Source organism: Streptomyces sp. NPDC059875 (genome assembly GCF_042731085.1).
In the GTDB taxonomy this organism is placed as follows: domain Bacteria; phylum Actinomycetota; class Actinomycetes; order Streptomycetales; family Streptomycetaceae; genus Streptomyces.
Genome location: NZ_JBHWJZ010000003.1, coordinates 367,048 through 380,917 on the forward strand (window position 1 = coordinate 367,048; position 13,870 = coordinate 380,917).

General features: G+C 71.3%; 15 protein-coding genes. All 15 read right to left on the reverse strand.

Annotation, left to right across the window (positions count from 1 at the left end):
* Positions 1–239: 239 nt before the first annotated feature.
* The 15 genes from ACFV9D_RS05675 to ACFV9D_RS05745 all read right to left on the reverse strand — a co-directional run bounded on the left by ACFV9D_RS05675 (position 240) and on the right by ACFV9D_RS05745 (position 13,857).
* A complete protein-coding gene (locus ACFV9D_RS05675; protein WP_385141359.1) occupies positions 240–1,544 on the reverse strand; it encodes a DUF317 domain-containing protein in 1,305 nt (434 codons plus the stop codon).
* Between the two features lie 13 nt (positions 1,545–1,557).
* Positions 1,558–2,703, reverse strand: coding sequence for a DnaB-like helicase N-terminal domain-containing protein (locus ACFV9D_RS05680; RefSeq protein ID WP_385141362.1), 1,146 nt, complete (start codon positions 2,701–2,703; stop codon positions 1,558–1,560).
* Positions 2,703–3,971: a DNA cytosine methyltransferase gene (locus tag ACFV9D_RS05685; protein WP_385141364.1), complete on the reverse strand. Its 1,269-nt coding sequence runs from the start codon at positions 3,969–3,971 to the stop codon at positions 2,703–2,705. The genes ACFV9D_RS05680 and ACFV9D_RS05685 overlap by 1 nt, the downstream gene beginning before the upstream one ends.
* A complete protein-coding gene (locus ACFV9D_RS05690; RefSeq protein ID WP_385141367.1) occupies positions 3,968–4,837 on the reverse strand; it encodes a hypothetical protein in 870 nt (289 codons plus the stop codon). The genes ACFV9D_RS05685 and ACFV9D_RS05690 overlap by 4 nt, the downstream gene beginning before the upstream one ends.
* A 23-nt stretch (positions 4,838–4,860) precedes the next feature.
* Positions 4,861–5,826: an alpha/beta fold hydrolase gene (locus tag ACFV9D_RS05695; RefSeq protein ID WP_385141370.1), complete on the reverse strand. Its 966-nt coding sequence runs from the start codon at positions 5,824–5,826 to the stop codon at positions 4,861–4,863.
* A 207-nt stretch (positions 5,827–6,033) separates the two neighbouring features.
* Positions 6,034–7,827 (reverse strand): type IV secretory system conjugative DNA transfer family protein, encoded by a 1,794-nt coding sequence (locus ACFV9D_RS05700; RefSeq protein ID WP_385141373.1) that lies wholly within the window; start codon positions 7,825–7,827, stop codon positions 6,034–6,036.
* Between the two features lie 42 nt (positions 7,828–7,869).
* Positions 7,870–8,622, reverse strand: coding sequence for a DUF317 domain-containing protein (locus ACFV9D_RS05705; protein WP_385141376.1), 753 nt, complete (start codon positions 8,620–8,622; stop codon positions 7,870–7,872).
* Entirely contained in the window at positions 8,619–9,167 is a 549-nt protein-coding gene (locus tag ACFV9D_RS05710; protein ID WP_385141379.1) for a hypothetical protein, read from the reverse strand. The genes ACFV9D_RS05705 and ACFV9D_RS05710 overlap by 4 nt, the downstream gene beginning before the upstream one ends.
* An 84-nt stretch (positions 9,168–9,251) precedes the next feature.
* Complete coding sequence (locus tag ACFV9D_RS05715) at positions 9,252–10,082, reverse strand: DUF317 domain-containing protein (protein WP_385141382.1); 831 nt, start codon at positions 10,080–10,082, stop codon at positions 9,252–9,254.
* On the reverse strand, positions 10,079–10,435 hold the full coding sequence (locus ACFV9D_RS05720; protein ID WP_385141384.1) for a hypothetical protein: 357 nt from the start codon (positions 10,433–10,435) through the stop codon (positions 10,079–10,081). Before ACFV9D_RS05720 ends, ACFV9D_RS05715 begins: the two co-directional genes overlap by 4 nt.
* A 28-nt stretch (positions 10,436–10,463) precedes the next feature.
* On the reverse strand, positions 10,464–11,267 hold the full coding sequence (locus tag ACFV9D_RS05725) for a DUF317 domain-containing protein (protein WP_385141387.1): 804 nt from the start codon (positions 11,265–11,267) through the stop codon (positions 10,464–10,466).
* Complete coding sequence (locus tag ACFV9D_RS05730) at positions 11,264–11,647, reverse strand: hypothetical protein (RefSeq protein ID WP_385141390.1); 384 nt, start codon at positions 11,645–11,647, stop codon at positions 11,264–11,266. Before ACFV9D_RS05730 ends, ACFV9D_RS05725 begins: the two co-directional genes overlap by 4 nt.
* A 271-nt stretch (positions 11,648–11,918) precedes the next feature.
* Positions 11,919–12,326, reverse strand: a complete 408-nt coding sequence (locus ACFV9D_RS05735) for a hypothetical protein (protein ID WP_385141393.1) — start codon at positions 12,324–12,326, stop codon at positions 11,919–11,921.
* Between the two features lie 56 nt (positions 12,327–12,382).
* Positions 12,383–13,138 carry a hypothetical protein gene (locus tag ACFV9D_RS05740; protein ID WP_385141396.1) on the reverse strand — a complete coding sequence of 252 codons (756 nt, stop codon included), beginning with the start codon at positions 13,136–13,138 and terminating at the stop codon, positions 12,383–12,385.
* A gap of 26 nt (positions 13,139–13,164) precedes the next feature.
* On the reverse strand, positions 13,165–13,857 hold the full coding sequence (locus ACFV9D_RS05745; RefSeq protein ID WP_385141398.1) for a hypothetical protein: 693 nt from the start codon (positions 13,855–13,857) through the stop codon (positions 13,165–13,167).
* Positions 13,858–13,870 lie beyond the last annotated feature (13 nt).

Sequence of the window (13,870 nt, forward strand, 5' to 3'; positions counted from 1 at the left end):
ACCCCCTTGAGGTAGACCGGCCCCTCGGAGCCACCAGGTGCCCCTACCGCCGACAGGATCCAGGACGGCATGCAATCAGAGCTGGGCACTCGCGCCGAAGTCATGTGCTGAGAGGGGAGGAGCAAAGTCGGCGCAAGTGTCAACGACGCCGAGGATCTCCATCACGAACCAGCGACCTCATGTTCAAGGCGTCCGGCTGAACAATGCCTGCCTGCGCCCCTCCGACAAGTCGCTCCTGATCAGCGATGACGGGGGCGCTGCTGCGGGACGGCGGCGGGCAGGAGGCGGGGCGTCGGTCGCTGCTGGGGACGTGGCGCCGGTACGGTGCTGTCGGCGAGCGCCGCGGTGAGTTGGGTGAGGATTTCGGGCGCCGCGGTGGCCGAGAGCCGGATCGTCCAGGCGTGGCGGTTGGGGTCGTCGCCGCCGTGGGCGATCCATCGGTCGTCCAGCCCGTGGGGATGGTGCTCGAAGCTGAGGCTGCGACCTGGAGCTCGCCACGTCGTGCCGAAGGCGTGGCTGTCCTCGGCCCAGCCAGCGTTGCGCAGTGGTTCGCACGGGGCTTGAGCGTCCCGCGGCGCATCGGTTGTGAGGCTTTCCAGCAGGGCGCGGATCAGGGGGACGGGGGCGGTGGCGGTGATCGTGGCGTGCCAGAGCCGTTCGCCGACGGGACTCTCGTAGGCGGCGATCGTCCAGGCGGTGTCGGTGCGATGCCGGGCCTCGTGGTCGAACTCGGCGCGCAGGGTGAGTGATTCGTGGCTCGCGATCGTGGTCTCGTCGGTCCAGGTCCGGTATCGCTCCCAGTCCTTGTTCGACTCCAGGAACGCGTTCAAGAACTGTTCGTGCTCTCCGGGGCCCGCCAGCGGCACCGTCGGTGGCATGACTGGGTCGGCCTGGGCCTCGCCGAGGTCGCTCGTTTCCCGCTGAGGCGTGGCGGCGAGGAGCTCGCGGACGGATCGCTCGATGTCGGTGAGCGGGGCGGGTCCGGGGCGGACGGCCACGGAGTACAGGTGATGGAAGTCGGCGATGGCCTCGGCTTCGTCGGTGTAGGCGTTGGTGATCTGGCGGAGGTGGTTCTCGCCGTGGAGGTGGAGGCTGCGGCGGATTCCGGTGGTGTAAGTGCCGACGGCGACGGTGGTGTGGCCGTCGTGGGCGTGGAGGTGGATGACCAGGCGGCCGGCGGCGATGTCGTCATGGAGCCGCTGGGCCGTGGCGCTCACCTCACGGATTTGCTCGCGGGAGTACCACGGCATGGGGTAGTCGGGCCAGGTCCATTCGGTGTCGATCTCCTCCTGGAGCGCCGCGTCGATCTCGACGGTGAAGCCGCACTGGCGGAGCTGTTCGGCTGTGGCGTGCGCGTAGTACGGCTCTTCGCGGTCGATCCTGGCCAGGACCATCGTGCTTGTACCAGTGCTGCGGAAGCCGAGGTCGTGCAGGTGGGACCGGGCGGCGTCGCTCGTGGGGCCGGCCGTCGTGGCGACGACGGCGGGAGCGTGGGTGGGATGGAGGGCGAGGCGGACGTGCGCGTCCGCCGGGGCGTAGGGCATGCGGGCCTTCTGGTCACAGTGTCCGGCCGACGATCGGTCGGCCGGACACTGGGCGGGCGGGGACAGTGGTGCGTGGACGGCGTGGCCCAGCGCGCGCGGCGACCGCGACGCTGGCCTTCGGTGCCGGGGCAGGCGACGGGCTGGTGGCCTGCTGCCAGCGGATGCGTATGGCGGTCAGGTCGGCCAGCGCGCGGCGGCTGCCGATGACGAGCTGGTACGGCGTCGTGGCCGGGTTGTCGGTGAACGCCTCGATACGGCAGGCGACTTGGTGCGCCGTCGCGAGGACGGAGCGCTCAAGGATGCGCTCGCCCCAGTGCTCCGGGGAGCCCGCCGGAGTTCCGAGGAGGTAGAGCAGCTCCTTGGGTTCGGTGCCGTGGGTAAGTAGGCCGCGCTGCTGGGCCTCCCAGAGCACGGTGACCGGGTCGACGGGGGCACCGCGCCCGGACAGGGCGGTCAGGCACTGCCACAGCCCGGCGTGCAGGGGATGGCTGAAGTCGTCCGCCGTCAGCCACCGCATCTGCTCGATGTCGGCAGGGTGCGCTGTCGCTGTCGCGAGCAGGAGCCGCTCCTCGTCGACCGCTTCCTCGGCGTCGTCGGGGGCGATGGCCGGCGGGAGTGCGGTGGTGCGGGGCAGGGAGCTGGAGTGCGGGGGGAACCGAGCTGCGAGGTCGTCCACGACGTCGGCGAGGCTGTCGGCTTCGGCGAGGGTGGTGGGGACCGGGTGCGGGAGGGAGCGGTCCCGCGCGGTCCGTGCGAGGTGCTCGGCGGCGGCGCGCAGACGGCGGCGGGCGTGCTCGGCCTCGACCATTCGCCCGTACGCGGGCGCGTGTCGGGGCCAGGGGCAGATCTGGATCAGGCTGTGGAGGTAGGAGGCGGTCAGTCCACGGGCCTGTTCGCGAGCGGCGGTGAGAACTTCTTCGAGCCACTTGGTGTTCTGCGCGTGCTGGGTTGGGTCGGGGGCCGGCAGGGAGCGGACGGCGGCGAACAGTGCGGCGTGTGCGGCTGTGGAGAACGCGTCTGGATCGATGCCGGGCACGTCGCCGAGGCGCTGCGGGTCGAGGAGGAGGGCGCCGAGGAGGGCCTGCTCGGCGTAGAACACCGGCTGTGGCGGCGGGATCGTGTCGAGGTCGTCCTCGTCGGGACTGGGAGTACGGGGCATCAAGCGGCCAGGGCGAAGTCGTCGGGGTTCAGGGGGCGGCTCAGGTGCGGTGCGAGGAGGTGGCCGGCGAGCAGCGGCGGGACTGCGTTGCCGATCTGGCTGAAGACCTGGCCCTTGTTGCCGGCCCAGGGGTAGTCGGCGGGGAAGGTCTGGAGGATGCCCGCCTCGCGGGCGGTGATCCGTATCGGTTCCGGCGTGGGCTCGGGTTCATCCACCAGCTGTGGACTGATGGGTTCGGCGACCCAGGTGCACTCGTTCGCGCGGTGCCCGAAGAACAGCGTCCCCGCCGGCTCCTCGATGGAACGGACGGTGGCATTGGCCTGGTTGTTGCTCCGCAGGGACCACGACCAGCGATGCGCCTCCGCGGTGAACGTGGGTGCCGGGGCGTCGGCGGGCCGGTTGTCCCGGGTGCCGTGCCGGGCAGCCCACCCTGCTCCCTCCCGGCGGGATTGCAGCACGACTGAGTCGGCCCGGTGTGTCCAGGTGCCGCGGGCACGCGCGTCGGAGAGGGTCTTGCGGGAGCCGGACGGGAACGGCTCGGGGCCGCCTCCCGGGCCGCCGCCGGCGCAGACGGTGGGCACGGGACGGTCGGTGGCTCCCCAGCCGAGAGCCTCGGCCATGCTCACCCAGCGAGCGCGGCCGGGCCCGAACAATGTCTCCGGCTCGGCGACTTGGGCGTGGCTCGGCGGGGGCGGCTCAGCGGTACGGACCCGGGAGGCAAGCAGGATCGCTCGTCGGCGTGTCTGGGGTACGCCGTAATCGGCCGCGTTCAGGATTCCGGTCCACACGGAGAAGCCCCAGCGGCGCAGTACGGCGGCGTACTGGCGCCACAGCGGCAGTACGTCGGGGACCTCCTCCATCGCGACCCACTCCGGCTCGCCGACGGTATGGAGGGCGTGCAGGTAGCGCATGGGCTCCGCCGCGAGCAGGGATCGCTCGTCCCGGCAGGCGGCCAGGAGCTTCTCGCGGGTGTCGCGGCCTGTGGCGAGGTCCGCGACGGCCTGGTGGACGAGGGGCTGGTCAACCAACCCGAGCCGCTTGCCGGCCATCGACCACGCCTGGCACGGCGGACTCGCGATCAGCCCCTGGGTCCGCCCGACGAACGGCCACGCCGGATAGAGAGCCACGTCCGTGCGTAGCGTCAACTGCCCGGCCGATGCACGGGACTTACAGGCCCAGGGATCCCACTCGAGGCCGACGTCACGGGCCCCAAGCACGGACAGGGCATGGCTCCAGCCGCCGGGCCCCGCGAACAGATCCAGGATCAAGAGGCCAGCCCGAAGTCGTCCTGCACCGACCCGGCTTCACCCCGGCACGCCCACGGCGAACACCCGCCCACCACGCCCTGCTCCAGCTCCTGCGCGTCCGGTGCTGCGCCCAGCTCCTGTTGGAGGGCGGCCCACTCGGCATCCGTGACGTGGTCGATCGGCGCTTCGCTCAGCGGTACCCGGGAGCGGTGCAGAAACGCCTCGCCCAGGAGGCGGTTGCCGCTCGCGTTCGCCCGGGCATTGCCCTGCCGGATGGCGGCGTCGAACTCCACGACGTCGCGCCATTCTTCGGGACTGGTATCGCGGATTTTTCTCCATTGGGCGTTACCGTGGAATGGGCATCCGAGGCAGCTTGATTTCGGTGTATCGGCCAGGCCGAGCGAGGTCAGGTATCGGATGCAGTCGGAGCGCGACCATCCCATGTCGATGAGGGGATGAATGTTGCGCATGTACTTGACGTCGGCGTCCTTGGCGCGGTGAAATTCGTCGGTGGATATGCCGATCCACTGCTCGACGAATACGCCCTTCGGGATTCGCGTCGGATAGGGGTATCCAAGGAGTTCTCGAACCTTCTTTTTGATGGGTTTCACCTTGTATTCCCCTGTGCACTGGCGCCTGGTCATCCCAGGTCGACCGTCCTTGTTGAGGATGTAGAGGGGCATGGAGGCGAAGCGGTGTTCCGGGTCCAAAGCGTCCTTGCGAATGTTTCCGGACGAGACTCGGAGGATGGGTATGCCTGCGGGTTTGGCTATCTCGCGCTCCAGGCGTTCCAGGTGTGAATAAACGGCCCGGGGTTCCCATCCTGTATCAGCGAAAATCGCGTAGTCGACCTTCGGGAGAACGCCTTCCGCTGACAGGGCGAGCATGGCGCTGGACTGAATACCGGCGCCTAGTGAAATCGCTCGGAAAGTAGGGAGTTCGGAAATGACGGATCCTTGGGGAGATGAGGGCGGGGGTGCGGTCCGGCGGCGAGATGGGCGATGCGGGCACTGATGAGTGCCGGGTGGCGCGCGGGCAGGGCGTGCGTGGCGCGGGGGACGATCTTCAGCCGGGCGGCGGGCAGGCGCTCGGCCAGCTGCGCGGTGCGGGCGGCAGGGATGTGCCGGTCGTCCGCACCGGCCATCAACAGCAGCCGCTCGCCGAGCTTCTCCAAAACGGGCAGGTGGCGCGCCCGGTAGCCGCGCAGGCACTGCCACAGCGCCGCAAGATCGGCGGTGGGGGTGTGGCGTACGCCGTGGCCGCATGGCGGCGGTCCGTCGTCAGGCCCGGTGCTGGGGCGGGGCATGAAGGTGTAGCGATGGGTGTCGGGCAGCAGGCGTCGCGCCCGGTCCATGGCCTGGGGAGCGTGGGTGCAGGTCAGGGCGAGCAGGCTGCGTCCGGCGGCCAGAAGCAGGGCGCGCGGGCCGCGGCCGGGCAACACACTCGCCCCTTGTGCGGTCGCCGACAGCAGCACCATGCCCCGGATTCGCGACAGGAGCTGTGGGCGCAGGGCGGCGAGTTCCTGCAGTACGAGTGCGCCCAGGGAATGGCCGGCGAGCACCAGAGGCCCCGTGGAGGCGAGGGCGCGCAGGATCTGGTCCAGGTCGTCGGCGAGCTGCTCGATGCTCAGCGGTGCTGAGCCCCGCGGGGTGCGGCCGTGCGCGCGCTGGTCGTAGCGAAGGACGCTGAAGCCCAGGCCGGTCAGGCGCTGGACGTGGACGCGCCACAGGTCCGCGGTGACCGACGCGCCGTGCACCAGCACGATCGTTGCACCGTCGGATCGCGGGCGGGCCGGGGTGTCGCGGTAAACGGCCAACGGGGTGCCGTCAGCGGCGAGCGCCGTCAACGCCTCTGTGACGTAACGGGATGGGGACAAGAGAAGACCTCGGGGAGGGAGGAACAACAACGAGGGGTCGTGGGACGGCCTGCACCGCAGGGGCGGCAGGCGCCTCGCCATCACTGGCGGTGTGCAGGGGCACGGCCTGGGCCGGGGCGAGCGCAGCGGGTGAGCGGTCAGCGGTGCCCCCTTCGCCGCTGGAGGGCGGGGGCGGTGCGTGCGATCAGGGGGTGTGGCACAGCCTGGTTAGGCAGCCGTGCCGTAATCGCCCTGCCGAGGAGCATGCTTGGCGACGGCGCGGGCGGTGATCGCCTTCGACGCCCGGGCGGAGGCGGCAGCCAGTGCGTCGGCGCGGGGCTCGGCGTACCAGGGGCGCAGGTCGAGCATGGCGACCCGCATGCCGGTGGCGAGGCACAGGGCGGAGCCCTTGGGGAGGGCGCGGATCGCGTCGGCGGGCAGGATTCGCTCCTGCCGCATGCTGATCGAAGTCGACTTGCCGGACTCGGAGATCGAGGTGGAGGTCGTTGCGACGTCGTGGTCGCCGATCATCCTGCTCAGCTTGTCGGCGAAGTCGGGGTCGTCGATGCCGGATCCGATGACCTTCACGGTGGCGGCGCTCCACATGGCGTCCATGCCGGCGTCGCCCCAGACCTTCTGTCCCTGCCGGTAGCTCTGCAGGATGGTGATCGGGATGATGCCGCGGCTGCCGAGGTGCGAGTACAAGTCGGGGAGGTCGCTGATCTTGCAGACGTTGGCGGCCTCGTCGAGGATCGCCAGCATCGGCGGATCGAGCCGGCCGCCGGCCCGCTCGGCCTGGGCGGTCGCGGCCCGCATCACGCTGTCGGCGCACGCGGCGATCAGCGCGGAGGCTCCGCCGCCGCCGTCCTTCGACAGCAGGAACAGGCTGTCGCTGGAGGTCACGAAGTCGGCCGGACGGAACTCGGAGATGTCTTTCTGCGGGGTGGCCCAGGCGGCGATATCCGAGTTGAGCAGGGCGGCGGCGTACTGGCGGGCGGTCTCATAGATGCCGTCGCGCGTCTCGGGCGGGCCTTCGACGGTGCCCTTGAGCTGGGAGGCGACCGCGGTGAACTTGTGGTCGCGCAGGATGTCGAGCGGGGTGCGGTCGGCGGGGAAGGCGAGCCACTGCATCACGTCGGTGATCGGCCGTTCGTCGAGCGCCGCGGCCAAGAAGAGCTGCGACAGGATGTTGCTGCCGGCCTTGGACCAGAAGTCGCCCTGCTGCGAGGCGTCGACGGAGGCGGCGAGGAAGTGCCCGGCCAGTCGGCCCGCGCCGTCGAGGGTCTTGGCGTCGGCGAGCGGATTCCACCACATCGTCCGCTCGGCGTGCGCAATCTGCTGCGGGTCCATGGACCACACCCGGCCGACCCGCTCGCGCGCATCGAGGCACGTGGTGAAGGCATCACCGGCGGCCTTGTTCGAGGTGAGCAGCACCGGGCCCGGCGCGGCGAGGATGGAGGGGATGGCGAGGGAGGTGGTCTTGCCGGACCGCGGGGCCATGATCGCGACCGCGACGTCCTCGAACCCCATCCGCACCTCGTGGCGAGTCCCGGCGAGGTTACCGAGGAGGATGCCGGTGTCGGCCGGCGCGATGTGCTTAGCGTCCTTCAGGCTCGGCCGCAGGGAGCGGGCCTTGGCCTCGATCGACTTGGCGAGCAGCGGTTCGATGTCGCGGGCCTTCGCCATACCGTCGACCTTCTTCTTCCGGCCTCCGGTGCGGTTCTTGTAGCGGAACCACAGGACACCGGCGCCGGCGGCGAGGAGCAGCGTCAGCAGGACGGGGACGATCCGCGTACTCATGAGCAGGGACGTGTCTCCGGCCTGGGGCCAGAGCTGTTCGGGCTGGAGCAGGGCGTCGCCGGGCCGGTACGGCACCCAGGGGCCGGTCCCGGTTGCCCAGGCCGTGAGATTCCCGGTCAGCCAGGCGATCGAGGCGAGGGGAACGCCGATGGCGAGGGCGCCGAGGAGCATCTTCAGGGCTATGTCGTAGCCGTCGGAACTGGAAGAGGGGGAAGGGGACAAGCGGTGGTTCCTTGAGCGGAGGTGGTGTCGGCCAGCGGGCCGTCAGCGGGAGCGGCAGGGTGCCGACGGCGGGGCGGGCGGCGGTGGCGGGGGAGTGCCGGTGGTGCGGGAGGCCAGGTGGTTGATCCGCTCGGGCAGGGCGTACGCGACGCTCTCGGCCGTCCACTGCTGCCAACGCAGGCTGATCCGGCGCCGGCTGAGCCCGATGGTCTGCTCGTGGGAACGGCGCAGCGGCTCGTGATCGGCGAGAGCCTGCATGAACGCGGCCACGAGGGAGGGCGGAGTGACGCTGTCGAACCAGGCTTTCCATACGGGATCGTCCTCGTCGAGGGTGGCCGTGACACGCCAGTTGCGGCTGCCGGAGAAGTTGAAGCGCTCGCCCCTCACGCGGCCGTCCGGCGAACGGAACTCCCCGTTGGGGATGGCGTCCCATCCGGCCCGGCGCAGCGGCTGGTAGGGATCGGTCACCTTCCGTGCGTTGTAGTCGGGGTCGGTGAGCGCGTCGGTGACTGCGGAGATCAGCTCGACCGGCGTTCCGCCGCCGAAGGACGCGCTCCAGACAGATCCGGTGCGGCCGTCGCGGTGGGAGAGGCGCCACCACGGCTCGTTCAGATCGGGTTCGAGGCGGAGCATCGTCTTCTGGTCCGGGCTGGTCAGGATGACCCGGGGCATGAGCGGATCGTTCCCGTGGCTCCAGCCGGCGGCCTCGTGCAGCGGGACGGTGACCCAGGCCGGGTTGCCGGGGCCGGCGAGGTAGCGGGGCGAGATGAGCGCCTGCTCGACCAGGTTGCTCATCCGCGCCTCCCCGCCGTACGGCCCGCCGCCTTCGAAGGCGGGGCGGGCGCGGGGGCGCAGGCCAGCCGGGGTGGTGCCTTGAGCGCGGCGGCGTTGATGTCGAGGACGGCTTGGCCGTGGGAGGCCCAGTCATCGAGATAGCTCCACGCCTCGGCGTGGTAGTCGACGAGTACGTCGTCGTAGGCGTCGGTCCCGGGGCGGGCGTTGGCGGGCAGGCTGTCGCGGGTATGCAGCCATTCGGCGTACAGGGACTTGAGCCGCTCGAGGGCGTTGTGCAGGGTGCCGAGCTGCCAGACCCAGCGGTTCTGCACCGCGCCGGCGGGGAGCGCGGTGAGCTGCGCTTCGGCGGTGGCGAGGAGATGGTGCGCGCTGGCGCGGACGCTCTCGAACGCCTCGGCGGTGTCGGCGTCACGCTGGCTGGCGCGCAGACCGTAGGCGTGTTCGTCGTAGGGCCAGCCGTCGAGATCGGTGTGCTCGTCGGAGTACGCGTCCCAGGCGGCGAGGATCCACTGGCTCTCGCGCAGGAAGCGGCCGAGCTGCTCCAAGGCATCGCGGTGGGAGTCGGGGATTGCGGGAATGGCGGGTCCTTGAAGTGGAGGACGGACGCGGCTGCCGCCCAGTCGGGCGGGTCACCGGCGTACGGGTGTCGTTGCCGACGCGGGTGGCGTCGGTGCCTTGGCAGTGGCAGGGGTAGTGGCGGGTCGCCGGCGGCGGGCGGCGCGTACCTGCCGCTGGATGTCGGAAAGTCGGGCGGTGTGCGCCTCGACGACCTGCTCGGGGGACAGCGGGCTCGGCTGCTGTACGACGCTGTGGTGGGCGGTGCGGTCGTACATGCCGCGCTGGACCGGGGCCGTGTCGGCAAGGGCAGTGATGAAGGCGTTCACCAGGCGCTCGGGCGTACGGCCGTCGAACCAGGCGTGCCAGATCCGGGGCCCCATCGGCGTGCCGTATCCCGGCTCGAAGGTCTCGACGTGCCAGTACGCCGCGGCGCTGTCGCCCCGGTCGGCCCGCTGCTCGACACGGCACATGGCGTCGGGTGAGTAAGCCGCGTTCCGCGCGTCGAGCAGCCAGCCCACCGACTCCAGCAGGGGGAAGAGGTCCGGCCGCTGGGCGGGCGGCGGGGCGATGAGGGCGTCGGTGAGGCTGCAGAGGACCTCGGCGGGTACGAGCTCGCCGAATTCGGTGTACCAGCCCGGCTCGGTGTCTGTGGGCTCGGCCCGCAGCCGCCACCAGGCGGAGGTGGCGGACTGCGGGTCGAACTGGAGGGTGTGCCGGCGGTCGGGGCTCGTCAGGACGATCTCGGGGCTGAGCGGGTCGGACGTGCGGGTCCATCCGGCCGCGGCGAGGCCGTGTGTAACGCGGCGGGCGTCACCGGGGCCGGCGAGGTGACGGGGGCTGGTGTCGAACGGGATCTGCCAGGCGTGTTTGTCGGCGAAGGCAGCAAGCTGCCGTTCGCTCACCGGCACCGGCCACACCCCTGCGTGGGCGGCGGAGTCTTCGCGTACAGGGCACGGAGGTCGTCGATAGCGTAATGAAGGGCGAACTGATCGGTCTGCTCCCACGCGGCGGTGCGCAACTCGGCGAAGAGCGAGCTGACTTCGGGGCTGCGCGGCCTGCCGGGGTGGTCCTGGAGGGCGCGGGCGAGGGCGCGCAGGGCGTCGCCGAGCTGGATGGGGACGCCGGTGTACTCGTCGAGGAGCGGCTCGACGAGGGCGAGTGCTTCGGCCGGCTCGGGGTTGTCGCGCAGGTACTCGGTGAGCCGCGACAGGGTCTCGGTGGCGTTGCGGATGTCGTCGAGGGTCGGTGCGGGCACGGGGCTCCTTGGGGTAAGAGACCTTCGGTCAGCGGTGGGTGCGGGCGTCGCCGGTGTGGGCGTGCGGGCGGGCGGTTGTGCGGGGCCGGGTGGTTCGGACGGAGTTGCGGGCCCAGGTGGCGGCCCGGGCGGCGGTGATCCGGGCTTGTTGCCAGGCGCTGAGTTGGGAGGGCAGGACGGAGACGGACGTGGTGCGGATCTGTGCGCTGTGCGGGACGCGTCCGCGCGGGCGCATCACGGGCTCGGGGCTGGCGAGGGCGGTCGAGAAGGCTTGCACGAGGTGCATCGGCGTGCTGGGTGTGAACTGAGCGTTCCACCCGTTGCCTTGCTGGTCCTTCGCCCCGGACCACCACATCGCGCGGCCGTTCGGACCGTGGTGGAACTGCATCCACGCCGAACCGTCGGGGCTGGTGGCGGTGTAGTGCCCGCCTTCGGCACGCGCGTGCCAGTCCTGTTCTTCCAGTGGGGCCCACACGTTGGGGGCGTGGGCGGAGCGGGGTCGGGTGAGGGCGTCGGTGAGACCGGCGACGATCTCCACAGGTGTCTGACGGCCGAGGGTCGCCCACCATTCGGCTTGGTTCCCGGTCGCCTTGCCGTGGATCGTCCAGCCACCTGGCAGCACGTAGGGGTCGTAGGTGATCCGGACTGTGCGGTCGGCGCTTTCCAGGAAGAGGGGACCGCCTGCTTTGGACTTGTCTCGCCAGCCGGAGGCGCGCAGGAACTCGGAGACGTGGCGGATGTCGCCGCCGCCGGCCAGCGCGCGGGGCTCGACGAGGTAGTGCTGCTCGGCCTGCTCGCCGGGCCCCCAGCCCTGCCACTGCTTACGCTTCACCTGCGGCGCCGGACGACGAGCGGAGCGGGGGACGGAGGCTTCGCCGCCTGGGCGGGTGGCCGGGTGCTGATGTGCTGGAGGGTCTCGCGGTGTTCGTCCAGGTCTCCGCCGATGGCGTCGAGTTCGTTCGCCGCCCGGCCCAGGGCGAGCCACACCTCTGCCGGCAGGGTGCCGCGTTCGGCCTGATTCTTGGCGAACACGCTGCTGGTGGAGATGAGGTGGGTGAAGCTGCCGAGGACTCCGTCCGCGGGGTCTACCAGGCGAGTGATGACCTGTGTGGCCTCATGCGGGGGGAGTTGCGCGAGGTGGTCGGCGAGCTGGCCGAGCTGGCGGCTGAGCTCGTCGGCCACATGCACCAGGTGCGGGACGGGATGGGTCATGCTCCTCCGGGGCGGATTCGGGGTCAGTGGTGGTGGCGGTGGCCGATCCGCCGGGACTCGTCCAGGACCGCTTCGGGGCGGGCGCCGGCCAGGGGGACGGTCCGGTCGGGGCCGGTGGGGATGCAGGCGCGCAGGTAGCGGCGGAACAGCGCGGTGGCGAGGCGGGGTTTCAGACGCCGGGAGACCGGCGGGGGAATGCGGGGGACTACGGGATTCTCCGGTCGGGTGTGCGGGGCGGTCCCGGCGAGGAAGCCGGGACCGCCGTGAGGGCTTACGGGGTGCGACGGGACGGCGCGCGGCGCGAAGGGGCGGCGGCCGGCGGCGGGTGTTGTGCGGCCGGGCGGGTCTGGCCGGAGCGGATCTCGTGCACGGCCTGCTGGTAGGCGGCTTCGTCGAAGAGGTCGGGGGTGCAGTTGACCTTGTATCCGGCCATGAGAAGGGCGGGGATCGCTCGGCTCGCCAGGCACTTCTGCTCGTCGGGGCCGAGCTGTTCGGGGACCTCGTGCCAGACGTAGACGGGCCCGGCGGTGCAGACTTCCTGGCGCTCCAGGCCGAGCTGGTCGAGCAGATCGAGGAGTTGCTCGGGAGCGCCGGTGGCGGTGTCGGCGTGGATCGTGTCGGTCAGGGCCTTGCGGTAGATCTCGACATCGGTGCCGCACTCGTCAGCGCGGTTGCCCATGAACGTTTCTCCAGTTCAGTGGCGGCGGGGTACGTCTGAGCGCGACTCGTTCTGCTTCATCGAGCCCGGGTGGCCCCGGCCCGGGACGCAGTCGGAGCCGATGCCGCAGGTGGGGTGGCGGTGGGGGCGATCCGGCCCGAGGGGTGCTGGAGCGCTGTGGCGATGCCGCGGGCATCGAGCTGTCGGCCGGTCGCGCGCACGGCGCGTGCCTGCGCGGTGGTGTCGTCGCCGCTGAGGCGGTAGATACCGGTCTGCGTGTCGGCGACGAAGCCGTTGGCGGCCAGAATCGCGGCGGCGGTCTCGCCGACGGGAGCGGCGGCGAGGCTTCCGTCCGGCTGCCAGGTCAGGACGACCCGCTCCGGTTGAGACGGGTGGACGCCATCGGCCGCGTTGTGGCGGGCCTGGGCGAGCGCGGTGTCGTAGCGGGCCAGCAGGTCGCCGGCGACCTGCTCGGCGCTCAGGAAGGGGTCATCGGCCAGGGCGATCCCGTTCGGCTCGCGGATCCCCCGGTACGCCTGGTCGGGGAGGCTGCGGGGGGCGACGGCAGCGATGAGGAATCCGTCGCGTTCGTCGTGCCGGTCGAGGACGACGAGCTGGGCGCCGTCCTGGCGGGTCAGCACGGCCGCCTCCTGCAGCGGGTGGGCGGCGAGGGACTCGGCGACGAGGTCCATGTCCCAGATCCGGTCCGCCAGTTCGGCGAGGTCGTCCTTGCTCTTGGGCGGGTGGTAGGTGCTGGTCCAGGTGCCGGGGATTTCGCCGGCGAGGACGTCGGCGTACGAGGCGAGGCGCTCGGAGTCTTCGTGGTTGTGCATGGTGTCCTTGGCGGGATGGGGCGGTGTCATCGGCGCAGTCCGGCGGCGACAGGCGGCGGGGCGGGCACGGTGCGCGGCGGCGGTGGGCAGGCGCACACGGCGGAGCGTTCGCGTTCGGTGGCCGGGACTTCTTCGGTGCAGGTGCTGCGGCTGGGGTGCGGGGTGTTCCGGTCGGCGAGCGCGTCGCGGGTGTGGGAGAGGTCGCTGCGGATGACGCGGAGACGCTCGTCGGCGAGGTAGCGCAGACGGCGGGCTGTGTAGGGGGCGGCCGCGTCGCCGAGGCCGTCGTGGAACTCGGCGGTGGCGAGGAGGACTTCTTCGAGGGCGGCGAGGATGCCGTCGTGGGAGGCGGTCAGCTCGGTGAGCACGCCGGCGGCCTCCCACGTGGTGGTGGCCTCGCGGATGCGTTCGGCGAGATGGGTGACCGAGGCGCCCAGCGGCAGATCGTGGACCGGGCGGCGGTCGGTGTCGAAGTCCTCGTCGCAGTCGACGTGGTATCCGACGGCCCGCAGCCGGGCCACGGCTTCGATACCGAGGCGGGTTTCGTCGTCCTCGATCAGGTTGGTGGGGGCGCGGTGGTAGGTCTCGTGGACGCGGACCACCGGGACGAAGCCCGCGCGCTGCAGGACGCTGTGGGCCTCGGGGTCTCCGCCGCGGGCGAGGACCTCCTCGGAGTGCGGATCGCGGCGGACGGTCAGGAAGCGGTCGGCCAGGGGCAAAGCGACGTTTCTC